The following is a 22,869-nucleotide window of genomic DNA, read 5'->3' as shown; positions in this document are numbered from 1 at the left end:
CCGAGGAGGCGAGCCCATGCTCATCGCCCAGCTCAGTGACCCGCACCTGACCACCGGCCTGCTCGCCGCCGAACCGGCCGCCGGGCTGCACCGAGCGCTCGGCCGGGTGCTGGCGGTGCGGCCCCGACCGGACTGCGTGGTGATCAGCGGCGACCTCGCTGATCACGGCCAGCCCGACGAGTACGCCGCCCTACGCGAGGTGATCGGTCGGTTCCCGCTGCCGGTGCACCTGGCCACCGGCAACCATGACGACCGGGAATCCCTGCTCGACGCGTTCGGCGGCACTCCATGGCTCGGCGGCGGCTTCTCGGCCTATTACCACGTCGACCACGAGGCGGCGACCGTCGTGGTGCTCGACTCGCTCGTCCCCGGCAGCGACGGCGGGCAGCTCGGCGAGGATCAGCTCGGCTGGCTCGACGGGGTGCTGGCCGGGCGGCCCGAGGTGCCTGCCGTGATCTTCCTGCACCACCCGCCGGTCGCGGTCGGCATCCCCGTGGCGGACGCCATCCGGCTCGCCGACGGCGACGCGCTCGCCGAGGTGGTCGGCCGGCACCGGCACGTCGTCCGGGTCGCCGCCGGGCACCTTCACCGCCCGGTCACCACGGCGTACGCCGGCACGGTCCTCACCGTGGCCCCCAGCACGTGGAGACAGAGCACGCTCACCATGAGCGCCGACGAGCAGATCGGCTGGGTCAACGAGCCCACCGCCTTCCTGCTGCACTCGGTCGAGGCCGGTGGCTGCGTGACCCACACCGTGCAGGTGAGCCACTCCGCCGGGCAGACCTGCGGCTTCTGACGGCGTGGGCGGGCGGTGTGCCGTGGTGTGCGTCAACCGAGCAGGAACTCCCGCAGCACGGGGGCCATCGTCGTCGGCGGCACGTCGTGGTAACCACCGTCGAGGCTGACGGACCGACCGCCCGGGACCGCCTCGGCCGCGACCCGGCTCGCGTCGCGCAGCCACTGTGGACTGCCGGTGCTGTCCACCCCGAGGGTCGGCGCGGTGATGGTCGCCAGCTGGTCGGCGGGGAATCGCCCGCCGGCGGTGACGATCGCGTCGTACACCAGGGTGTGCGCGACCGCCGTCAGACCGCCCCACATCGGTTGGGACCGCATCCCGCTGATCTGCTCGGCCGGCAACCCCACCGAGACGCTGAGGAAGGTCTCCACCGCGCCGTCCCGGTCGTCGGCGGCGATCAGCTCGATGAGCTGCGGGGTGACGTCCTTGCCGACGCCCACGTGCGTGCCGACCCGTAGCGGTGGCTCGAACATGACCAGCTTGGTCACCGGCAGGCCCTGTGCGGTGGCGAGGGCGGCCAGGACAGCGCCGGAGGAGATGCCGTAGAGCGCGGCGGAACCACCCGCAGCCGCGATCAGGGCGGCCAGGTCGTCGATCTCACGCCCGACCTCGTACGGTGCGGTGTCGCCGCTGAAGCCCCGACCCCGCCGGTCGTAGCTGAAGGCGGTGAAATCCGGTGCCAGCGCCGCGCCCAGGTCGCGGGTCGCGTTGCGATCACTGAAGGCACCGCCGACCAGGATGATCGCCGGCCCGGCACCGGACCGCTCGAACCCGATGGGCGTGCCATCCGCCGATCGCACCTGCTCCACCACCGGTGTCGCCTCGCTCACGATGCCGCCTCCGTCCGCGTTGGCTGTCCCGTCCTTTCTAGACCGTGGGTCCGACGTTGTCCGCCAGACCGGGTAAACCGTGATCGATCACTGACCCGCGTACGCGCTGCTCCGATGTGCTGCTCGGGTCGACCGGCCGGCCTTCGGATGAGAGGCTGTCGGGGCGGGGGCCATGCTCAACCGCCGCCATCCGCGACCCTTCCGACGGCGTCCGTCGGCGGCCCGGTCGACCCAGAGGCCGGGCACCGTACGCGCCGATTCTCACAAGGAGATCCATGTCCATACCCGGGATGCGTCGGGCCGCTGTCGGCCTGACCGCGCTCGCGGTGGCCGCCCTCGGCGCGGTCGCCACCAACCCTGAGCAAGCCGACGCGCGGCCGAAGCCGGTCGACGTCACCCTGCTGGCCCTGAACGACTTCCACGGCAACCTCGAACCGCCGAGCGGGTCCAGCGGCACCATCGCCGGGCAGACCGCCGGCGGTGTCGAGTACCTCGCCACCCACCTGGCCGAGCTGCGCGCCGCCGCCAAGAAGAAGAACACCATCACGGTCGCCGCCGGTGACCTGATCGGCGCCTCCCCGCTGCTCTCGGCGGCGTTCCACGACGAGCCGACCATCGAGGCGCTCAACATGGCCGGGCTGGACTACGCCAGCGTCGGCAACCACGAGTTCGACGAAGGCGCCACCGAGCTGCTGCGGATCCAGAACGGCGGCTGCCACCCGGTGGACGGCTGCGTCGACGGCACCCCGTACCGGGGGGCCGACTTCCAGTACCTGTCCGCGAACGCCTTCAAGACCGCGACCGGCAAGCCGCTGATGGCCCCGTACGCGATCCACAAGGTGCAGGGCGTCAAGGTCGGCTTCATCGGCATGACCCTGGAGGGCACCCCGCAGATCGTCAGCCAGCAGGGTGTCGCCGGCCTCAGCTTCGCCGACGAGGCGGACACCGCCAACCGGTACGCCCGTGAGCTGCGCCGCAAGGGCGTGGAGGCGATCGTCGTTCTGCTGCACGAGGGCGGCACCCAGGCGGCGACCGGCGGGATCAACGACTGCGTCGGCATGACCGGTCCCATCGTGGACATCGCCAACCGGATGGACCCGTCGATCGACGTGGTGGTCAGCGGGCACACCCACCAGGCGTACAACTGCGACATCAACGGCAAGCTGGTCACCAGTGCCAGCTCGTTCGGTCGCCTGGTCACCGACATCGACCTCAAGATCGATCGCCGGAGCGGGGACGTGCTATCCGCCGCCGCGAACAACGTCGTGGTCACCCGCGACGTGGCCAAGGACCCGCGGCAGACCGCGCTGATCAACCGGTACAAGACGGTGCTCGGCCCGGTCGCCGGACGCCAGGTCGGCGTGACCAACCAGGCGATCACCCGGAGCCAGGAAACCCTCTTCGGTACGAGTCTGGGGGAATCGCCGCTGGGCAACCTGATCGCCGACGCGCAGCTCGCCGCCACCGACGACGAGCAGAACGCGGTCGCCGCCTTCATGAACCCGGGCGGGGTCCGGGCCGACCTCGACGCCGGCCCGGTCACCTACGAGGAGGCGTTCACGGTCCAGCCGTTCGCCAACAACCTGGTGACGCTCGACCTCACCGGCGAACAGCTCTACTGCCTCCTGGAGCAGCAGTTCGTCACCGGCCGGACCCTGTACCCGTCGGCCACGGTGGGCTACGTGGTCGACCCGGACGGCACCACCGGCACGGTCGACGACCCGTGCGCCGGCACCCGCGTGGTCCGCGGCAGTCTCACCTTCGCCGGCACCCCGGTCGACACCACCGCCACCTACCGGGTGACGGTGAACAACTTCCTGGCCGGCGGCGGTGACGGCTTCAGCGTCCTCACCGGCGGCACGAACCTGGTCACCGGCCAGATCGACCTGGACGCGTTCGTGGACTACCTGACCGCCCAGTCGCCGGTCTCCGCACCGACCCTGGACCGGATCCGCACCACCGCCGAGGTCCCCGCCGCCTGACGGCCGACCCCGCGACGTCGGGCCCCGGAGCACCAGCTCCGGGGCCCGACCCACGCCGGCCTCGGGCGAGGTCGTGCCGGGTGCCGGGTGCGGGTCTCAGGCGAGGGCGGGCGTGGGCGACGCCGGGGCCGGCGTCGCGCGGCCGTCCTGCTCGGTGGTGAGCAGCCGGCGCAGGGAGAGCGCGACCAGCGAGGCGACCAGGCAGCCGCCGACCACGAACGCCACCCAGACCATGCCATTGGCGGCGCCGATGAGCGGGCCGGCGGTCACCGGGCCGATCACCCCGCTGATTCCGAAGATCATCGAGCTCATCGCGTTGTACCGACCGCGTAGCTCGTCGGTGGCCAGCGCGTTGGTCAGCGCCGGCATCACCGGGGACAGCATCGTCTCGCCGAAGCCGAAGATCGCCGAGCAGAGCACCACGAAGAGAGCGGCCAGTACGGCACTCGCACCACTGACCAGACCGGCCGCGCCGAGGACCAACCAGGCGGCGGCGAACACCGCCCCCACCACGGCCAACGCCCGGGTGCGGCTGCGCCCCTCGATGCGGCGGATCACCACCAGCTGTGCGAGCACGATCATCACGGTGTTGGCCGCGAGCGCCCAGGCCACCACCCGCGGGTTCACCTCGGCCACCCGTACCGCGAACGCGGCGAAGCCCACCTCCACCTGCGCGTACCCGCAGGTGGTGAGGATCAGCCCGAAGATCACCAGCCGCCGGAACGGGCGGTCACGGAGCACCGTCAGGTAGCCGCCGGGCGACGGCTCGTCGACGCCTCGACGCTTGCCGAGCCGGTGGCCCACACCGGGCAGGGTGAGCAGGATCAGCGCCGGCATCAGGTAGGTCACCGCGTCCAGCAGGTAGATCGTCTGGAAGGTGCCGGGCCGGGCGGTGTCGACGATCGCGCCGGAGGTCATGCCGCCGATGCCGATGCCGAGGTTGAGCAGGGCGAAGTTCAACCCGAAGACGCGCTGCCGCTCATCGTCGTCGGTCAACGACGCGAGGATGGTGTTCTGCCCGGACCAGATCGCCGAGCTGCCGATGGCGATCACCGTCATCACCAGCAGGGCCGAGCCGGTCGAGTGGACCAGCGCGAGCGAGCCGGTGCCGATCGCCTCGATCAGCAGGCAGGGCACCACCACCCGGCGGGCGCCGATCCGGTCGATCAACGTTCCGCCCAGCGGCGACAGGGCCAGCGTGACCACGCCGTACCAGCCGATGACGAGCCCGGCGCGGGTGTCGGTGAGCCCGCGTACGTCGGTCAGGTAGATGAACAGGAACGGCAGGGTCAGACCCCGCCCGACCGCCGACAGGAGAGTGCCGAGGAGGAGTCGGCGAGCTTCCGAACGGCGGGGCAGGGCACGACGCAGCATGCCAGCATTCTGTTCGGTGGGTCTGACGCCGCGCGAATCGTTTTGCCCACATCTCGTGCTCACCCGGGCCGTCGGGTGACCAATCCCACCTCGATCCACTCGCCGTGGTCGCGGTCGGTCGGTGTCCGCCAGGTCTGCGATGCTGGCCCGATGACCGGCACCTGGCGACACCTGCCCGCTACCGCCCGCGCCATCGCGGTGACCGCCACCACGGCCGTCGCCGCCGCCCAGGCACGCGACGCTGAGGCGTACGACGAGGCGGTCAGCGGTCTCGCCGCAGACGAGCGTTCCGGCCTGGTGCTCGGCGGGGTGGTCCGGTTGCTGCTGGAGGAGAGCCATCCGGACGGGTTGACCGGCGACGACATCCGGCAGGTGCTGACCCACTGCGTGCAGGAGTCCGTGCGGTGGCGTGCGGATGTCGACCCGCACGTGGTGCTCGTCCTGCTGGCCGGCGCGCTGGGCGTGTACGACCCCGACGGCGACGAGTCACCTCCGGACGCGGGGGCTCTGGCCCGACACGCCCCGCTGCTCGTGGCCGACCTGTTGGCGGCGACGAGCGTGCCGTTGGCCGACTATCTGGCCGCCGCGTTCGCGGAGATCGAGCGGACCGAACGGCAGGACTGACCAGCCCGCGTCACCTCGACCGGCGCCGCACGGACAGACGTCCGGCCGGGTGGGTGGGGTTCGCCGCGCCACGATTTCAGACGGACGCGCCGGCGCTGGCTAGGGGGGCGGTGCTCGCGGTCGTGGCAACCCAGATCAGGAACACGACCGTCGCGACGACCCCAGCGAGTGCGACCAGACCGGTCAGCAGGGCCGCCCGAGGCGAGTTGCGTCCGCGCAGTTCGAAAGCGGCGGTGATGGTGAACAGCAACGCGAACACTTCAAAACCAGCGAGCCCGACCAGCCCGACGAAGCTCAGCAGGCCCTCAACCATGTCGCGGCCCAGATAGATCGCCCGTGCGCTGTAGGCCGCTCCCGCCCAACACACCGCTCCCAGGCCGGCCAACACGTACACGGCCAGAAAGGAGACGGCGGCGGCGGGGCCGGTCCCCGGGGGCGCAAGCGGTGCTCCTGTCGGACCGTCGGATGGTTGAGGCGTCTGCGGGTGGGCCATACGCGGACGCTAGCCACGCGGCGCTGACACGGGAATGGGTCGACTGTGCTCGCCGGTGCAGACAAAAAGGCCAGGTGAGAGAAAATCTCACCTGGCCTTTTACCTCTGGTCGGGGTGGCCGGATTCGAACCGACGACCTCTTCGTCCCGAACGAAGCGCGCTACCAAGCTGCGCCACACCCCGAGGCGTGCCGACAAATAGTAGCCCACCCGCCCCGATGGTCAAACTCGGTACCCCCGCCGCCCGGCCCCGCCCAGTGTGATCGCGGGCCGGGCTGGGCCGATGATCGACTCGGGTTCAAGGAAGTCGGGCTGTCGACGTGACCGGGACTCCCCAACTTTCAGGAACCCGAGTCGATCAACGACCGCCGCCCGGTCCTGCCGCAGCGGCGGGCGGTGGGGCGGTGGGGCGGTGGGCGGGCTTCAGCGGGGGATGAGGGTGAGGATGCTGGCCTCCGGGGGGCAGGCGAAGCGGACCGGGGCGGTGGGGTGGGTGCCGAGGCCGGCGGAGACGTGCAGCCAGGAGTCCGAACCCGGCCACCGGTGTAGACCCTTCGCCATCGAGCGGGGCAGGCCGCAGTTGGTGACCAGCGCCCCGAACCCCGGTACGCAGACCTGACCACCGTGGGTGTGCCCGGCCAGCAGCAGTCCGAAGCCGTCCGCCGCCATCTGGTCGAGCACCCGTGGCTCGGGTGAGTGCGACAGCGCGATGGAGAGGTCCGCCGAGGAGGACACCGCGCCGGCCACAGCGGGGTAGTCGTCCCGGTCGATGTGCGGGTCGTCCACGCCGACCAGGTCGACCTGTCGGCCGCCGGCCTTCACCGTCGTCCGGACGTTGTTGAGGTCCGCCCAGCCAGCGCCGGTGAAGACCTGACGCAGCTCCTCGTAGGGCAGCTCGACGCCCTCGGTGTACTCCCGGTCGGGCAGGAAGTAGGTGAAGGGGTTCTTCAGCACCGGCCCGGTGTAGTCGTTGGAGCCGAACACGAAGGCACCCGGGTAGTCCAGCAGCGGTTGTAGGGCCCGCAGCACCCCCGGCACCGCGCCCGGGTGGGCCATGTTGTCGCCGGTCACCACCACCAGGTCGGGGTCGAGGGCGGCCAGTGACGCCACCCAGCGCTGCTTGCGCGCCTGGTCGGGCATCATGTGCAGGTCCGACAGGTGCAGGACGCGTAGCGGCTCCGCGTCGGCCGGGAGCACCGGCACGTCGTACCGCCGCAGGGTGAACATGTTGCGCTCGATGAGCGATGCGTACGCGAGCGTGGCCGCGCCGATCGTGGCGGTTCCGGCGGCGAGCCGGAATAGTGTGCGCTTTCGCATGGCGTTCAGGGTAGTTTGACCGTCCATGAGCACGCTGAAGGACCGCCTCACTGCCGACATGCGTTCCGCGCTCAAGGCGCGCGACGAGCTGACCACCTCCACGCTGCGGATGGCCCTGGCCGCCGTCGGCACCGCCGAGGTCGCCGGCAAGGCCAAGCGCGAGCTCACCGATGACGAGGTGCTCGCGGTGTTGACCAAGGAAGCCAAGAAGCGTCGGGAGGCGGCGACGGCCTTCGCCGACGCCGGCCGCGCCGAGCAGGCCGCGAAGGAGAGCGCCGAGGGTGAGGTGTTGGACCGCTACCTGCCCAAGCAGCTCCCGGACGCCGAGCTGACCGAGCTGGTGTCGGGGGCGCTCGCCGCGGGCGGCTTCACCGGCAAGGCCCAGATGGGCCCGGCCATGAAGGCGGCCCAGGCCGCGGTGGCGGGCCGGGCCGAGGGTGGCCGGGTGGCCGCCGAGGTACGCCGGCAGCTCGGCCTCTGACACGGCAGGGCGGCCGTCGCAGCCGCTCGCTGGTCCGGCCAGACGACGAACGGCAGACGACGAACGGCAGATGACGAACGGGCGGGCACCCGAGGAGGGTGCCCGCCCGTTCTGCGCTACTCGTCGGCTCAGCCGCCGGGACGGCCGCCGTTGCCGGGTCGACCGGGCGGGTTGCCGGGCTGATTGCCCGGAGTGCCATCGTTGTTGCCCGGCGTGCCGCCGCCGCCACCGCTGCTGACCTGGATGGTGACCACGCCACCCTTGATCGTGCGTCCGTCCGGGCTGGTGCCGGCCGCGTCGCCCGCCTTGCAGGAGGACGGCACCTTGGTGCTGGAGACGACCGGCTCGAAGCCGGCGCCCTTGAGCCGGGACTTCGCCTGATCCACCGAAATGCACTTCACGTCGGGGATGCTGCGCTGGTCACCCTCGGAAATCTTCTGGCCAGGCTCGTCGAACTTGATCCGCGGTTTGTTCTTCATGGCGTCCCGCAGGGTTTCGTACACCGGCGGGTTGATGCCGTCCTTCTCTTTGTGTTTCATCTTGACGTTGGTCTGCGGCCAGTCCGGGTCGGCCATGATGCCGGCCACCGAGTACTGCTTGGTCATGGCGACCAGCGCGGCCGTCTTCTCCGAGTCGGTGGTGCCGGACTTGCCGGCCACCGGCGCGTCGACGATGTTCTTCACGACGGCGGCCGTACGGCTGCCACCGCACCTGCTGGTCTTGGAGTTGTCGCCGACCGGGCAGCGGGCAGCGTCCACGGCGGCGCGGGCCACCTCGGTGCTGAACCGCTTCTCACAGCGCGGGTTGGCGATGTCCAGCTTGTTGCCCTCCGGGTCGCGGATCTCCTGCACCGGGATCGGCTCGCAGTACTTGCCGTCCGCCGCGAGGGTCGCGTACGCGTTGGCCAGGTCGAGCGGGGTGGTGGAGGAGACGCCCAGGGTGAAGGCGCCCCACTGGTGGGCCGCTTCCTTGGTGGCGGCGAACTTGGCGTCGTTGCTCGCCCGGAACTGGATGCCGGCCCGTCGGGCGGCGTCGACCACGTTCTCCGCACCGACCTGCTGTTGCAGTGGAACGAAGTAGGTGTTGATCGAGGCGCTGAAGGCGCTCCACATGTTCTGCACACCGCCGGCCTTGAGGCCGGAGTTGGTCGGGCAGTAGAAGTGGGTGCCCTTGCAGGCCGCCGGACTGCTGCTGCTGATGATGTATTCCGACTTGAACTGCTGTGGCGCGTTGATCGTGTAGCCGAGCGGGATGCCCTTTTCCAGCGCGGCGAGGATGCTGAAGATCTTGAAGGTCGAGCCGGCCTGGTAGCCGGTGATGCCGTTGCCGCCGGTGAGGAGCGGGTTCACGGTCGCCGGGTAGTTGCCCCGGATGCCCTTCTTCTTCTTCGCCGGATCGCTGGACAGCTTGTTCTTCGGGTTCTTCGGGTCGTCGAGCTTGAACTGCCGGTTCACCGCGAGCGCCCGCACCCGACCGGTGCCCGGCTCGACGACCGCGACCATGGCGGCTTCCTTGCTGTTCACGCTCTTGGCCTTACGGACCGCCTTGTCGGCTCCCCGCTGCGCCTGCACGTCGAGGGAGGTCACGACGGTGTAGCCGCCGCTCTTCAGCCGGCGCTCCCGGTCGTACGTGGTCGAGCCGAACGTCTCCTGATCCATCCACCAGCGGTAGAAGTAGTCGCAGAAGAAGCCCCACTCGTTGACGTTGGCGGCGACGCAGCCGTTGGGGGTGCGCTTGTCCTTCACGACCAGCTTGGTCGCCTTGGCGGCGTCCGCCTCCTGCTGGGTGATGGCCTTGATGTCGACCATGTTCTGGATGACGTAGTTGCGTCGATCCAGCGCGAGCGGGTAACCCGCCTCGGTGGTCGGGTCGTTCGTCGTCGGCGCCTTGACCATGCCGGCGAGCAGCGCCGCCTCTTCGATCTTCAACTTGCTCGGCGGCTTGCCGAAGTAGACCTGGCTGGCGGCGTAGATGCCGTACGCACCGTTGCCGAACGAGGCGAGGTTGAGGTAGCGGGTGAGGATCTCGTCCTTGGAGAATTCCTTGTCGACCTGGAGGGCCAGCCGCATCTCGCGGAGCTTGCGGGCGCTGGTGTCCTCGGTCGCCGCGACGACGTCCGCCGGGTGGCTGGCCGAGTAGGCGATGGCCAGCCGGACGTACTGCATGGTCAGCGTCGAGGCGCCCTGCCGGCCGGCGGAGCCCTCGTTCTGGTTGTTGACGAACGCGCGGGCGACACCGTTGAGGTCGACGCCGTTGTGCTTGTAGAAGTCGTGGTCCTCGGCCGCGATGATGGCCTTCTGCATGGGCACCGAGATGTCGGCGAGCTTGACGTCGCGGCGGTTCTCGTCGTACATCGTCGCGAGCGGTGTCTTGCCGTCCGAGGCCAGCAGGTAGCTGATCTGTGGCGCGCGGGCCACCGTCAGCTCCGTGGGCAGGGCACCGAATGTCTTGGCGCCGGCTTTCGCAGCCAGGCCGGACATCGCTACCGCAGGGAAGGCCGCCGCAGCGACCACCACGCCGGCCAGCAGGCCACACACGAGCAGCGATGCGGCGTTGGTCAGCACATTGTGGTCACGTTTCCGCATCCAGGTCACCTCGACAGGGTACGCGAGTAGGGAACGAGGGGCGCTGGGGCGTTCTTTCCCCATTTCCTGCGCGCGCTGCCCTCGTTGTGCTAAACGCACGACCCCCGGTACTTGGTTGCGTGTGACCTGGCGTGAGTCTCCTCCGATCAGGGGAGGCGGCGCAGCGTTATCGCTGACCTCGGCGGGGTAACCGGCGGTCGAAGGCCCGGGAAGCCGGGACTGTCCGAAATGATGGATTTAGCCGACAACGTTGCGTAATCAGTCGACTACAGAGCATGATGGGGGCGGCGACAGCGCCACATGTCGTCCGCGCCGCCTTGGGGAAGGCGGGCCGGGCGATCGGGGGGAATTGCCGGCTGGCGTGCATCGACGAGGTCGGTAGGTACTGCAAGGGGGGACGTGTACACATGGGCATGATCACTGACTGGCCGTCACTGGCGGCATGTCAGAACGGGGACCCGGACGCGTTGTTCGTACAGGGCGCCGAACAGAACGTGGCGAAGCGGATCTGCCGGAGCTGCCCAGTTCGGTACGAGTGCCTGGCCGACGCGCTGGACAACCGGATCGAGTTCGGTGTGTGGGGCGGCATGACCGAACGCGAACGGCGGGCGCTCCTCCGTCGTCACCCGCAGGTGACGAGCTGGCGCAAGATGTTCGAGGCCGCGATGAAGAAGAACAGCAAGGACAAGGCCGGCAAGGACAAGATTCTCGTCACCGCGGCCAACTGACGCCGGTCACGGCCGGCTGATCGCCGCGCCGATCGTCCGTAGCCCGTCGACGTCGTGCACGTCGGCGGGCTGCGCCGTAACCGACACCGCCGGCACGGCCGGGAACGCCTCGGTGAAGCGCGCCGCGACCTGCTGCTCGCGTACCGCCTGGCGAGCCAGCGCCGCGTGCGCCCGCAGCACGTCGGCGGTGGCCTCATGCCCACCCAGCTCGGTCAGCCGCTCGGCGGCGGCCCGGCTCTGCTCGGCGTCCAACGACGGGACGGCCGGGCGGTGCACCCGGTTGAGCACCAGGCCCGCCAGCGGCATCCGCTCGTCCCGCAGGCGACCCGCGAAGTAGGCGGCCTCCCGGACCGCGTCCGGCTCCGGCGCCGCGACCAGCAGGAAGGCCGTCTCCCGTGCCTGCAGGATGCGGTACGTCTGCTCGGCCCGCTGCCGGAAACCACCGAACATCGAATCCAGTGCCGCCACGAAGCCGGACAGGTCGGTGAGCAGCTGCGCGCCGAGCACCTTCTGCACCACCTTCGAGAACATCCCGAACGAGGCCGTGACCAGGCTGAACATGCTCTTACCGCCGCTGCGCGCCGGTGCCAGCAGCAGTCGCAGCATGCGGCCGTCGAGGAACCGGGAGAGTCGAGCCGGCGCGTCCAGGAAGTCCAGTGCCGAGCGGGACGGTGGCGTGTCCACCACGATCAGGTCCCATTCGCCCCGGGCGTGCAGCTGGCCCAGCTTCTCCATCGCCATGTATTCCTGCGTGCCGGCGAAGGTCGAACTCATCGCCTGGTAGAACGGGTTCGCGAAGATCTCCGCGGCCTTCGTCGGGTCGGTGTGCTGCAACACCACGTCGTCGAAGGTGCGCTTCATGTCCAGCATCATGGCGTGCAACTCGCCGCCGTTGCTCTCGACGTCGATCCCCTTGACCTGGCGAGGGGTGTTGTCCAGCTCGGTCAGGCCCAGCGACTGGGCCAGCCGGCGGGCCGGATCGATGGTGAGCACCACCGTGCGTCGGCCGTGGTGCTCGGCGGCCCGCAGCGCCAGCGCCGCGGCCGTGGTCGTCTTTCCCACCCCGCCCGCACCGCAGCACACGACGATCCGTACGCCGGGGTCGGCGAGGATCTGGTCGACGTCCAGCTGCGGCGCCGCGTCTTCGGAAGGCACCAATCGAGCGTATCGGGCCGGTGGGTCCGCGCGCCCGCGCTGCGCTCAGGTGTGAGTCATTCGGCGCGGACGAGGGCCTGGGCCAACGTCGCGAGCCCTGCCCGGTCCACCCCGTCGGGCAGCAGCGGCAGCTCGATCATCGGCAGCCCCAACTCCACCAGGTCGGCGCGGAGCGAATCCTCCAACTCGCGTCGGATCAGCTGGTCACGTGCCTCATCGTGCAGCCCGGCCACGATGTCCCGATCGGCCGGCAGCCCGGCGGCGACCAGCCCGCGCGCCAACTCCGCGGCGGTGACCGCCGGTCCGGCCGGCAGCGGGGGTCGGGCGCCGTTGACGAGCACCTTCCCGATGCCGAAGCCGAGGGCGGTCAGGTCGGCGATGGCGTCGACCGTCTCCTGGATCGGCATCTCCTCCAGCAGCGTGACCACGTGCACCGCGGTCATCGGGGACCGCAGCAACGCGGCGACCCCCTCGCTCTGGGTCTTGATCGGGCCCACCTTGGCCAGCCGAGCGGTCTCCGCCGTCACGTTGAGGAACCGGCCGATCCGCCCGGTCGGCGGGGCGTCCAGCACCACCGCGTCGTACGCGCGCCGCTGCCCGGTGGTGCGGGTGGTCGCCTCCTTCACCTTGCCGGTGAGCAGGACATCGCGCAGGCCGGGGGCGATGGTGGTGGCGAAGTCGATGGCGCCGAGCTTGCGGAGTGCCCGGCCCGCCGCGCCCAGTTTGTAGAACATGTCCAGGTACTCGAGCAGCGCCTCCTCGGCGTCCACCGCGAGCGCGCGCACCTCACCACCGTCCGGCGTGTCGGCGAGGTGCCGCTCCTCGTAGGGGAGCGGGTCGATGCCGAACAGCTGGGCGATGCCCTGCCGCCCCTCGACCTCGACCAGCAGGGTGCGCCGGCCACCGGCGGCGAGCGCGAGGGCGAGCGCCGCCGCCACGCTGGTCTTACCGGTGCCGCCCTTGCCGGTCACCACATGGAGACGGGCGGGCCATCCGGCACCGGCCGGGTCGATCGGGCGCTCAGCTGCACACACCCGTCGAGCCTATCCAGGCGCGGCGGTCACGCGACCTCGCAGACCCACCAACCCGCCTTCTGCACCACCGTGAAGCGCAACTCCTGGTCGGCCACCTTCTCGTCGGTGGTGGTCATGGTGAGCCGCGTGGAGACGGTGGCCCGGTCTCCGGTCTGGTTGTCCACCTTCGGGGTGGTCCACCGGAAGCGCGGGTTCTGGTAGGTCGAGGCGTACTTCTCCACCTCGTCCACCTTCGCGGCGATCTTGTCGTCGTCGCGGGCGGCGGCGCAGACGCGACCGGCCGCCTTGGCCGCGTCGCGATCCTTGTAGACCGCGGTGAGGAACTCGTCGACGGCGACCGCCGGATCCTTCGCGCCCTCGCCGGTCTCCGCGTTGCGCAGGGTCAGGAAGGCCGCCACGCCGCCGCCCACGCAGAGCACCATGATCACGGCCAGAGCGATTGCCGCGATCAGCAGGCCGCGCTTCTTCTTCGGCTCGGCAGTGCCCTGGTACGGCGGGTAGGCCGGCGGGGGCACGGGGATCGACGAGGGGTTCGGGCCGGCGGGCTGCCCGGGGAAGCCCGGTGAGGTGGGCGCGGCGGGGAGCGCCGGCTGGGCGGGGGATGCCGGGAGGGCGAGCTGCTCCGGCGGCGGGGCGGAGGTCGGCTGGCTGGGGATGGCCGGCATGCCGGGCTGACCGGCGGGATTCGGGTGGGCCGGCGGGTGGGCGGGTGTGCCGGCCTGGTCGCCGCCGGGCGGGTGGGTCATGTCGTTCCCCCAGGGGTGCGGCGCCCGCCGCCACCCCTGGCGCCGAGCGTGATCGAGCGGGCGGCCGGGCGCTGCGCGACCGTCCGACCGGAAGGGTAGCGGTCGATGACCGGATCGGTGTCTCCGCGGCCGTGCCGCACGGCCGATCCATCCGGCCGGCGGACCAGCGTCCGATCCGGTGTCGGGCCCCCGACCTGCGGTGTGTCGCATATGTGACTGTTGGTGACACCTTGTGCGCGTCCTGTTGGCGGGACTGCGGCCACACACCTACCTTCGTCCCGGTGCGGGGGCCGGAACGGACGAATGGGTCCGGGCCGGAAGCATGATCCGAGAGGTACGACCGGAGGCAGTGCATGCGCGACGCGGACAACATCCCTCGCACCCAGTTCCCGACGAACGACCGGCCCCGCCGGCCCGGGTCCGTGGTCGAGGCCGGCGGGCAGGTCAGCAACCAGCCGATCAACGAACGGTCGTACCGCCGGATGCCGGAGCAGGCGGAGGTGGCCCGGGTGCCGAACCGGCCCGCCGAGCGGACCCGCGACGACGAGGAGCCCGGCTTCGTGATCCACCTGCCGATCCGGGTGCCGAACCTGGCGGCGGCGACCGTGCTGGCCGGCCGGGTCGCGGTCTCCCTGGGGTTCCTGCCCGAGCTGGACGCCGGCGAGACCACCGTGTCCAACGCCGACGATCAGAACAACCGGCACCGGGTCTTCTGTGATCTGCTGCTGCCCGACCGGTCCCGCTGCCCCCAGGGGTACGAGCACGAAGGGCGCTGCGGGGAGTTGCCGACCGCGCCGGAGCAGCGTCCCGTACCTCGTCCGGCCAGCGGACCGTAGGCTGTCCCTCGAACAATTCCGCACCGAGAGGGAGCCCTTCAGCGATGCAGAAGTGGGAATACTCCACGGTCCCGCTGCTGGTCCACGCGACCAAGCAGATCCTCGACAACTGGGGCGAGGACGGGTGGGAGCTCGTCGCCGTGGTCCCCGGCCCGAATCCGGACCAGCTGGTCGCCTACCTGAAGCGGCCCAAGCAGTGAGCAACGGTCCGCACGCCAAGCTCGCCGAGCTGGGTCTCGAACTGCCCGACGTCGTGCCGCCGGTGGCCAGTTACGTCCCGGCCGTGCAGTCCGGGCAGCACGTGTACGTCTCCGGCCAGCTGCCGATCGCCGAGGGCAAGCTGCTCGCGACCGGCAAGGTCGGCGCGGGGGTCTCCGCCGAGCAGGCGAAGGACCTGGCCCAGCGGTGCGCGCTCAACGCGCTGGCTGCGGTCGACTCGTTGGTCGGCCTGGAGAACGTGGTCAAGGTGGTGAAGGTGACCGGCTTCGTGGCGTCCGCGCCCGGCTTCACCGGTCAGCCCGCCGTGATCAACGGTGCCTCCGACCTCTTCGGCACCGTCTTCGGGGAGGCCGGCCGCCACGCCCGTAGCGCGGTGGGCGTGGCCGAGCTGCCGCTCGACGCCCCGGTGGAGATCGAACTGATCGTCGAGGTCGCCTGACGCGTCCCCAGCGCCCGCGATTTTGCACTGCCGCCTCGGACGAAAGCCCTGAACGGGGATGAATCAGGGGCGGCATGTGCAAGATCGTGGGGAGTGGCGGGCGGGGTCGTACGATCGCACCCATGAGCGGGCACGTGACGGGGGCGGTAGCGGCGCTTGCCGACGAGTTGCCCCGCTGGGTTGCGCTGCTGCGCGCGCCGAATCCGGGGCCGATGACCCTCGACGGCACCAACACCTGGGTGCTGCGCGCCCCGGCGGCCGAGTACGCCATCGTGGTCGACCCAGGCCCGGCGGACGAGGGGCACCTGACCCGGATCGCCGAGCACGGCCCGATCGGCCTGATCCTGATCACCCACAGCCACCCCGATCACACCGAGGGTGCGGCGCGGCTCAGTGAGCTGCTCGGCGGGGTGCACGTCCTCGCCGCCGACCCGGCGCACACCGTCGGCGGTGAGCCGCTGACCGAGTCGGGCGAGCAACTCGGCGGCTTCGGTCTGGAGATCCGCCTGCTGGCCACGCCGGGGCACACCGCCGACTCGGTCTGCTTCCTGGTCGAACACGACGACGAGCGGGTGGTGCTCACCGGTGACACCATCCTCGGCCGGGGCACCACCGTCGTCGCTCACCCCGACGGGCACCTCGGTGACTACCTGAGCAGCCTGGAGCTGCTCTCCGCGTACCGGGGGATTCCGGCGCTGCCCGGACACGGCCCGGCGCTGGCCGACTGCGCCGCCGCCGCCGACTTCTACCTCGCCCACCGCCGGGCCCGGCTCGACCAGGTCCGGACGGCGGTCGCCGCCGGCGCCCACACCCCCGCCGACGTGGTGGCGACGGTCTACGCGGACGTGGACCGTTCGCTGTGGTGGGCAGCTGAGTGGTCGGTCCGTGCCCAGCTGGAGTATCTGGGCGTCGACACCGGGGAATCCGCGCCCGGGGTCAGTGGGTTGGAGCACATGTGACCTGCCCCGTGTGTGGAACCGTTGCCGTTCCCGGCGCGCGGTTCTGCCACAACTGTGGTGCCGCGCTGCCCGCCGCCGCCACGTTGCCGGCGGCCGAGCGTCGGGTGGTCACCGTGCTCTTCGGTGACCTCTCCGAGTTCACCTCCTGGTCGGAGGACCTCGACCCGGAACGCGTCGGCGCGGTCACCGACCGGGTGCTCGCCGCCCTCGCCGGTGCGGTGAAGACGTTCGGCGGGCACGTCGACAAGCTGACCGGTGACGGCATCATGGCGGTCTTCGGTGCCCCGGTGGCGCACGAGGACGACGCCGAACGCGCCGTCCGGGCCGCCCTGTCCATGCAACGGGCCGTCCGCCGGGTGCTCGACGACGAGCGGGGCGGCGGCGCGCCGCTCGGGCTGCGGGTCGGGCTGAACACCGGCGACGTCATCGCGGGCATCCAGGCCGCGATCGAATACACGGTCATCGGCGACACGGTGAACACCGCGGCCCGGCTCGCCGACGCCGCCGCGGTCGGGGCCGTCTACGCCGGTGGACGCACCGCCGCGGCCACCCGGCACGTCTCCTCCTGGCGGGCGCTGCGTCCGCTGCGGCTCAAGGGCAAGCGTGAACCGGTCGAGGCGTACGAGCTGCTGGGTCTGCTGGACGCGCCGGGCACTCGCTCGGGGCTCGGCGACGAGGCGCCGTACGTCGGCCGGGAGACCGAGATCGGCCGGGTGGCCGGCCGGCTCGCCGAGGTGATCGACCAGGGTGACCCACGGGTGCTGCTGATGACCGCCGAGGCGGGCATCGGCAAGTCCCGGTTCGCCGCCGAGGTGGAACGCCTCGCCGCCGGGTACGACGTCGGTGCCGGCCGGTACGCGGCGCACACCGGGGCCCGGGTGCTCTCGGTGCGCTGTGCCGCGTTCGGTGAGCGGCGACGGCTCGCGCCCCTGGCCGACCTGGTGCGGGCGGCCGTCGGCCTGCCCAGCGACGCGTCCACCGCGTTGACCCGCCCGGCGGTGGAGGAGCGGCTGCGCCGGCTCGGGCAGCGGCTCGCCCGCTCCGGTGCGGAGACCGCGCCGATCGCCACGGAGCAACTGCTCGCCCTGCTCGGCTACGCCGAACTCCCGGTGCACGGTGGCACCGACAGCGGCGAGTGGGGTGGATCGGGCACTCCGGCGGCGGATGCCGAGGTGGTGCCGAACGCGGTCGCCGACCTGCTCAGCGGGCTCGCCTCGGAGGCGCCGCTGGTGATCGTGGTGGACGACCTGCACGACGCCACCGCCGAGACGATCAGTGCCCTCGGGTTGACCCTGTCCAGGCTCACCGGCCCGGTGCTGGTGCTGCTGCTCGGCCGCCCCGAGTTGGTGCGCACCGCCGGCGCGCTGACCCGGGTCGCGGACGCCGAGGTGCACTCGCTGCCCCCGCTGCGCGGTGCGGACGCGGCCCGGCTGCTCACGAGCTACCTCGGCGGCGGCAAGCTGCCCCAGGCCGACGCCGACCGTTTGCTCGCCACCGCGCAGGGCAATCCGTTCTACCTGGCTGAGCTGGTCACTCTGCTGATCGAGCGCGGAGCGCTCACCACCGAGTCAGCACGTGCCGGCGCTGGGGTGGAGCGGCCTGGCTCGGGGGAGCGGGAGCAGAGCGGGTCGGCCGGCTGGCGGTTGGTGCCGGGCTCGCTGGGCAGCCGGCTGCTCTCCCGGGACCTCGCCGCCGTGCTCGCGGCCCGGATCGACGCGCTGCCGCCGGACGCCCGGTCGGTGTTGCGCGACGCCGCGGTCACCGGTGACACGGTGCCGACCGGCGCGTTGGAGGCGATGCGGGAACAGCGCGCCGGCCGCGACGGCCGGCCGTCGGCTGTGGTCGCCGTCGAGCTCGACCGGGCGGTCGAGGAGTTGCTGCAACGCCGGATGCTGCACCGCTCGCGGGCCGGCTACTCGTTCGCGACACCGCTCATGCGGGAGGCCGCGTACGCGGGGGTGAGCAAGGCCGAGTTGGCCGAGCGGCACGCCGCGCTGGCCCGCTGGGCGGCACCGGCGGACGACGCCACGACCAGCACCGTGGGCGGGTTCACCGACGAGGCCCGCGACGACTTCGTGGCGACGCACGTCGAACGGGCCGCCCGGCTCGCCGACGCGGTGAAGCTGCGCCCGGACGCGTCGGCCCGGGCGGTGGTTCCGCTCGGCATCGCCGCGCTCGGTCGGGCCGCCCGCCGGTCGCTGTCCGCCGGTGAGCCGGCGATGGCCGTCGAGTACGCCGAGCGGGCCACCGAACTGGCCCGTGACGGGGTGCCGGCCGCCGATCAGGTGGTGCACGCCCGGGCGTTGCTCCAGGTCGGCCGCGTCTCCGACGCGTTGGCGTACGCCGAGAAGATCGCCGCGAACGCGGGGGACGGAGCTACCCGGGTCAGCGCCCTGCTGCTGGCGGGGCAGGCGCAGGAGACCCTCGGTGATCAGGGCCGGGCGGTGACCGCCTGGCAGGAGGCATTGCAGGTGGCCACGGAGGGTCGGCTGCCCACCCAGCGGGCCACGGCGATGCGCCGGCTCGGCATGGCCGACTTCGTGGCCGGACGGCTGAGTCAGGCGAGCAGTCGGTTGGCCGCCGCGTACCAGGTCAGCCTCGGTGCCCAGGACCGGCGCGGGCAGGCGTGGTCGCTACAGAACCTGGCCTGGGTGACCACCACCCGGGGTGACTTCGCCGGCACCGACGCGGTGCTCGGCCGGGCCGCCCGGCTCTTCGCCGAGCTGAAGGACCCGTACGGGCGGGCCTGGCTGCGCGGCACCACGGCGTTCGCCCGGCTGCTCGCCGGCCGACTGCGCGAGGCGTGTCGGATGGCTCAGGTGTTCCTGCCGTTCGGCGAGCGGGTCGGCGAGGCGTGGGCGGTGGGGACGTTGCGCGCGGTGGCGGCGTTCGCCACCGCCGAACTGGGTGACCTGGCCGAGGCGGACCGGGAGGCCCGGCGGGCGTACCGGGAGTTCGCCGCCGCCTCCGACGACTGGGGGCGCGGGTTCGCCCTGGTGGTCCGGGCGGTGGTGGCGCGCGGGTTGGGCGAGCCGGAGCACGCGGCGGACCTGCTCACCGATGCCCTGGCGTACGCGGAGCGCACCTCGCATCCGCTGCTCACCGGGATGGCCGGGACGCTGCGGGGTTTCGTGGCGTTGGACGTGGGCGACTGCGAGACGGCCGAGCAGATGGCCCGCGCGGTGCTGACCACTGTGGAGCCACACAACCCGCAGGCCCCGGCGCAGGTGGCGCCCCGGGTGCTGCTGGCGACGGCCCGTCTCGCTGCCGGCGACTCGGCCACCGCGGTCGGGTTGCTCGCGCCGGTGGCCACCGCCGCCGCGAGCGCGCCCTCGCTGCTCTTCTCCCGCCGTCAGACGATGGCCCAGTACGCTGCGGCGTTGCTGGCGCACGGCCAGCGGGAGCAGGCGTTGGACTGGGCCCGGCGGGCGGTTGCCGCACCGGCCGAGGATGTGCGCAGCCAGGTGATCGCGGCGAGTGTGCTGGCCGAGGCGCTGGACGCCTGTGGGAGCCCGGCGGAGGCGTTGTCCTGTGCGCAGGAGGCGGTCCGCCTGGCGTACGCCACCGAACAGCGCAGCGAGAGAGCCGCAGCCGACGCCCTGCACACCCGCCTGACAAGCGCGCGCTGACCGCCCAACCTGTCGCCGTTGATCATGAAGTTGTTGCCCTGCGCGTCGGCGTGTCGCGGCAACAACTTCATGATCGAGAGGTTGGGGTGGGGAGGTTTTGACGGTTTCGGGGATGTGGTGGCTGGGGTGAGCGGCTAGCGTGTCACCACCGCGTACGGGTCCACAGTGGTGACCGTCGCCGTGCCTGGGGAGGCCCCTCATGAAGCTGCCGCGTTCCATCGCGGGCTGGACCATCGCGGTCTTCGGCGTGTTGGCGCTGGTGATGGGCGCGGTTGGGCTGCTCTGGCCGGAGGCGCAGCTGCGCATGCTCGGCTTCGAGGTGCCGGCGACGAGGGCCGTTGGTGATCACACCGGGACGTTCCTGCTGGCGTCCTCGATGGCGGCCTTCAACATGGGCGTCTACTACCTGCTCGCCACGGTGACCGAGTGGCGGGCGTTCTACCGGTTCACGGTGGTCTTCCGACTGGTCACGTTCACCGTGTTCACCATCGCGGTGCTGGCCGACATCGCGCCCGACCGGTTCTTCGGGGTGGCGGCGTGGGAAGGGCTGGGCGCCGTGGCCACCGCCATCGGCCTGCGTCTGGACGCCCGCCGAGGCATTCCGAACGGTGGCGTCGCGTCGTCCGAACCGGCCGGGACAGCCGTGGTCGCCGAGGAGGGTACCGGCCCTGCCGGTGCGGCTCCGGCGGACGCGGTGCACTGAGCCATCGGTCGGGTTGGGTATTTTCGAGCGGTGACCGACACCCCGACCGGCGGCCTACGAGTGCCGATCGTGCCCGGTCTGACCGACTTGCGGGTCTTTGCCCGAGGCGGGTACGCGACCGTCTACCAGGCCACCCAGATCTCGGTGGGCCGTGAGGTCGCCGTCAAGGTGGAGAACCGGACGCTGGACAGCGAGCGGGATCAGGCCCGCTTCCTGCGCGAAGCCCGGGCGGCCGGGCGGATGTCGTCCCACCCGCACGTGGTGGACCTCTTCGACGTCGGGGTCACCGTCGACCAGCACCCCTACCTGATCATGGAACTCTGCGACGGCTCGTACGCCGAACGGATGCGCACCTCGCCGCTGGGCCCGGTGGAGGCCCGCGACCTGGGCATCAAGATCGCAGACGCGTTGGCCCACTCGCACGCCGCCGGGGTGCTGCACCGGGACGTGAAACCGGCGAACATCCTCCACTCGCACTTCAACTCGGCGGTGCTCGCCGACTTCGGGCTCGCCGTCCTCGCCGAGCACCGGGACGCCTCGGTCACCCTGGAGGTGCTCACCCCGGCGTACGCGCCACCGGAGATGTTCAGCCACAGCCCACCATCGCCGGCGGTCGACGTCTACGCGCTCTGCGCCACCCTCTACGCGGTGATGCACGGCCGGCCGCCGCGCTGGCAGTCCGAACGCAACCCGAGCCTGGTCACCGTGCTGGAGATGTTCAACCAGCCGGTGCCCGCCCTGCCCGGCGTACCGGACGAGCTGATCGACGTGCTGCGCGCCGGCATGGCCAACGACCCGGCCGAACGTCCCTCCGCGCTGGAGTTGCACGACCTGCTCGCCAGCCTGCCGCTCGGGTCGCCGGCGACCCCGGTCAGTGGCGCTCCGATCAGCGGTGGCGCGACGCTCTCCGGCCCGTACGCGGCCAGCCAGCCGGTGCCCCGACCGCCCATCGAGGACACCCAGCGGGCGGTCCCCACCAGTCGGCGTTGGCGGCGCTGGCTGTTCGGCGGTGCCGGGGTGCTCGCGCTCGCCGCCTCCGCGACCGCCGGGGCCTGGGTCGCCGACCGCGCGCCACCCACCCCGTACCCGTCGGCCACCCAGATCGCCGCACCGGCGACCGGGCCGCTGCCCGGCTGCGCGACCGACACCGGTGCGCCCACCGCCCTGCCCGAGGGCGCCCGGTGCATGCCCGAGCTGGAGTGCTTCGGTCCGATGCGGATCCGCGGCAGCCGGGCCGAGGCGGCGCGGCTGCCCTGCGCCGGCCGACACACCTGGGAGACGTACGCCGAGGGCATCCTGCCGGTGTCGCTGGTCGGCGCCGACTACGACGAGGTGGCCGCCGCCGAGTCGGTGCGGCAGGTGTGCAGCGTCATCACGTTCCGCTTGACCACCGGGATCGCCGAGGCGGCCGGGTGGCACCTGGAGGTACTACCGCCGGTCGACGGCAGCATCGACCGGACCTACCGGTGTCTGGCGGGGCGCGGCGCGGACGCGCTCACCGCACCGACGCTCACCGGCCGCTGAGCCCGTTCGACCCGCGTCGACGGTCACGCACCGCACGCAACGCATCCCGGCTGTCCAGGGCGTCGAGGGTGTCCGCGTCGATCCCGTACGGCATCAGCTCGGGCGGCCCGACGGCTGCCGACCGGTCCACCGGATCCGGCTCGTCGACCTGACGAGCGGCGGAGATGGCGACCCCGGCGACCATCAGCATCAGCACGCAGAGTAGTGCGAGAACCACGCCGAGGAGATCCTGTCGGCGCCACACGAGCAGCATGACCAGCGGCGCGAGGGCGCCCAGCGCCGCTAGCACCGCGACTGTGCGCGCATCGGGTCTGGACATTCGGCTCACCCGTCCAGCATGTCGTGACGAGGCCGGCTGTCAACCGCACAGCCCACCTCCGCGCCGATCGACGTCTATCCGACCGACGCGCTCGACA

General features: G+C 71.7%; 21 protein-coding genes and 1 tRNA gene. 12 read left to right on the top strand and 10 right to left on the bottom strand.

Features of this window, described 5'->3' with window-relative positions:
* Positions 1–16: 16 nt before the first annotated feature.
* The gene (locus tag EV382_RS24170) at positions 17–796 is read left to right on the top strand and encodes a phosphodiesterase (RefSeq protein WP_130405453.1); all 780 of its coding nucleotides are present in this window, start codon (positions 17–19) and stop codon (positions 794–796) included.
* 32 nt (positions 797–828) lie between these two features.
* Here the strand turns inward: EV382_RS24170 and EV382_RS24165 are convergent, their stop codons facing one another.
* Positions 829–1,626, bottom strand: coding sequence for an alpha/beta fold hydrolase (locus EV382_RS24165; protein WP_208758488.1), 798 nt, complete (start codon positions 1,624–1,626; stop codon positions 829–831).
* Positions 1,627–1,901: 275 nt separating this feature from the next.
* Here EV382_RS24165 and EV382_RS24160 point away from each other — a divergent pair, with 275 nt between their 5' ends.
* Positions 1,902–3,608 (top strand): bifunctional metallophosphatase/5'-nucleotidase, encoded by a 1,707-nt coding sequence (locus EV382_RS24160; protein WP_130405451.1) that lies wholly within the window; start codon positions 1,902–1,904, stop codon positions 3,606–3,608.
* Positions 3,609–3,704: 96 nt separating this feature from the next.
* Here the strand turns inward: EV382_RS24160 and EV382_RS24155 are convergent, their stop codons facing one another.
* Entirely contained in the window at positions 3,705–4,982 is a 1,278-nt protein-coding gene (locus EV382_RS24155) for an MFS transporter (RefSeq protein ID WP_130405449.1), read from the bottom strand.
* Between the two features lie 150 nt (positions 4,983–5,132).
* Between EV382_RS24155 and EV382_RS24150 the strand changes: the two genes are divergently transcribed.
* On the top strand, positions 5,133–5,606 hold the full coding sequence (locus tag EV382_RS24150) for a hypothetical protein (RefSeq protein WP_130405447.1): 474 nt from the start codon (positions 5,133–5,135) through the stop codon (positions 5,604–5,606).
* 76 nt (positions 5,607–5,682) lie between these two features.
* On the opposite strand, the gene EV382_RS24145 is transcribed toward EV382_RS24150, so the two are convergent.
* The 3 genes from EV382_RS24145 to EV382_RS24135 all read right to left on the bottom strand — a co-directional run bounded on the left by EV382_RS24145 (position 5,683) and on the right by EV382_RS24135 (position 7,415).
* Positions 5,683–6,099 carry a hypothetical protein gene (locus tag EV382_RS24145; protein WP_130405445.1) on the bottom strand — a complete coding sequence of 139 codons (417 nt, stop codon included), beginning with the start codon at positions 6,097–6,099 and terminating at the stop codon, positions 5,683–5,685.
* A gap of 106 nt (positions 6,100–6,205) precedes the next feature.
* Positions 6,206–6,282, bottom strand: a tRNA-Pro gene (locus tag EV382_RS24140).
* Between the two features lie 239 nt (positions 6,283–6,521).
* Positions 6,522–7,415, bottom strand: coding sequence for a metallophosphoesterase (locus EV382_RS24135; RefSeq protein WP_130405443.1), 894 nt, complete (start codon positions 7,413–7,415; stop codon positions 6,522–6,524).
* A gap of 25 nt (positions 7,416–7,440) precedes the next feature.
* Between EV382_RS24135 and EV382_RS24130 the strand changes: the two genes are divergently transcribed.
* Positions 7,441–7,896, top strand: coding sequence for a GatB/YqeY domain-containing protein (locus tag EV382_RS24130; protein ID WP_130405441.1), 456 nt, complete (start codon positions 7,441–7,443; stop codon positions 7,894–7,896).
* 128 nt (positions 7,897–8,024) lie between these two features.
* Here EV382_RS24130 and EV382_RS24125 read toward each other — a convergent pair whose 3' ends face one another.
* A complete protein-coding gene (locus EV382_RS24125; protein ID WP_130405439.1) occupies positions 8,025–10,481 on the bottom strand; it encodes a penicillin-binding protein in 2,457 nt (818 codons plus the stop codon).
* 407 nt (positions 10,482–10,888) lie between these two features.
* On the opposite strand from EV382_RS24125, the gene EV382_RS24120 reads away from it, so the two are divergent.
* Positions 10,889–11,209: a WhiB family transcriptional regulator gene (locus EV382_RS24120; RefSeq protein WP_130405437.1), complete on the top strand. Its 321-nt coding sequence runs from the start codon at positions 10,889–10,891 to the stop codon at positions 11,207–11,209.
* 6 nt (positions 11,210–11,215) lie between these two features.
* Here the strand turns inward: EV382_RS24120 and bagB are convergent, their stop codons facing one another.
* Genes bagB through EV382_RS24105 form a run of 3 tightly spaced genes read right to left on the bottom strand, consistent with a single transcriptional unit; the run spans position 11,216 to position 14,063 of the window.
* Complete coding sequence (gene bagB / locus EV382_RS24115; protein ID WP_130405435.1) at positions 11,216–12,367, bottom strand: ArsA family ATPase; 1,152 nt, start codon at positions 12,365–12,367, stop codon at positions 11,216–11,218.
* A gap of 53 nt (positions 12,368–12,420) precedes the next feature.
* Positions 12,421–13,398, bottom strand: a complete 978-nt coding sequence (gene bagA, locus EV382_RS24110; protein ID WP_130405433.1) for an ATPase BagA — start codon at positions 13,396–13,398, stop codon at positions 12,421–12,423.
* 26 nt (positions 13,399–13,424) lie between these two features.
* Positions 13,425–14,063 carry an Rv0361 family membrane protein gene (locus EV382_RS24105; protein WP_130409146.1) on the bottom strand — a complete coding sequence of 213 codons (639 nt, stop codon included), beginning with the start codon at positions 14,061–14,063 and terminating at the stop codon, positions 13,425–13,427.
* Between the two features lie 434 nt (positions 14,064–14,497).
* Between EV382_RS24105 and EV382_RS24100 the strand changes: the two genes are divergently transcribed.
* The 7 genes from EV382_RS24100 (at position 14,498) to EV382_RS24075 (ending at position 22,453) form a co-directional block, all read left to right on the top strand.
* Positions 14,498–14,980, top strand: coding sequence for a hypothetical protein (locus tag EV382_RS24100; RefSeq protein ID WP_130405431.1), 483 nt, complete (start codon positions 14,498–14,500; stop codon positions 14,978–14,980).
* Positions 14,981–15,024: 44 nt separating this feature from the next.
* Positions 15,025–15,180, top strand: coding sequence for a Sp36 family protein (gene sp36, locus EV382_RS32890; protein ID WP_165435850.1), 156 nt, complete (start codon positions 15,025–15,027; stop codon positions 15,178–15,180).
* Positions 15,177–15,638 carry a RidA family protein gene (locus EV382_RS24095; RefSeq protein ID WP_130405429.1) on the top strand — a complete coding sequence of 154 codons (462 nt, stop codon included), beginning with the start codon at positions 15,177–15,179 and terminating at the stop codon, positions 15,636–15,638. Before sp36 ends, EV382_RS24095 begins: the two co-directional genes overlap by 4 nt.
* 122 nt (positions 15,639–15,760) lie before the next feature.
* A complete protein-coding gene (locus EV382_RS24090) occupies positions 15,761–16,597 on the top strand; it encodes an MBL fold metallo-hydrolase (protein WP_130405427.1) in 837 nt (278 codons plus the stop codon).
* Positions 16,594–20,226 (top strand): adenylate/guanylate cyclase domain-containing protein, encoded by a 3,633-nt coding sequence (locus tag EV382_RS24085; protein WP_130405425.1) that lies wholly within the window; start codon positions 16,594–16,596, stop codon positions 20,224–20,226. Before EV382_RS24090 ends, EV382_RS24085 begins: the two co-directional genes overlap by 4 nt.
* A gap of 199 nt (positions 20,227–20,425) precedes the next feature.
* Positions 20,426–20,929, top strand: a complete 504-nt coding sequence (locus EV382_RS24080) for a hypothetical protein (RefSeq protein ID WP_130405423.1) — start codon at positions 20,426–20,428, stop codon at positions 20,927–20,929.
* Positions 20,930–20,959: 30 nt separating this feature from the next.
* Positions 20,960–22,453 carry a serine/threonine-protein kinase gene (locus EV382_RS24075; RefSeq protein WP_130405421.1) on the top strand — a complete coding sequence of 498 codons (1,494 nt, stop codon included), beginning with the start codon at positions 20,960–20,962 and terminating at the stop codon, positions 22,451–22,453.
* Here EV382_RS24075 and EV382_RS24070 read toward each other — a convergent pair.
* Positions 22,440–22,772, bottom strand: a complete 333-nt coding sequence (locus tag EV382_RS24070; RefSeq protein WP_130405419.1) for a hypothetical protein — start codon at positions 22,770–22,772, stop codon at positions 22,440–22,442. The genes EV382_RS24075 and EV382_RS24070 overlap by 14 nt on opposite strands.
* Positions 22,773–22,869: the final 97 nt, after the last annotated feature.

Source organism: Micromonospora violae (genome assembly GCF_004217135.1).
Lineage (GTDB): Bacteria > Actinomycetota > Actinomycetes > Mycobacteriales > Micromonosporaceae > Micromonospora > Micromonospora violae.
This window is presented reverse-complemented; position numbering and strand designations above follow the sequence as displayed.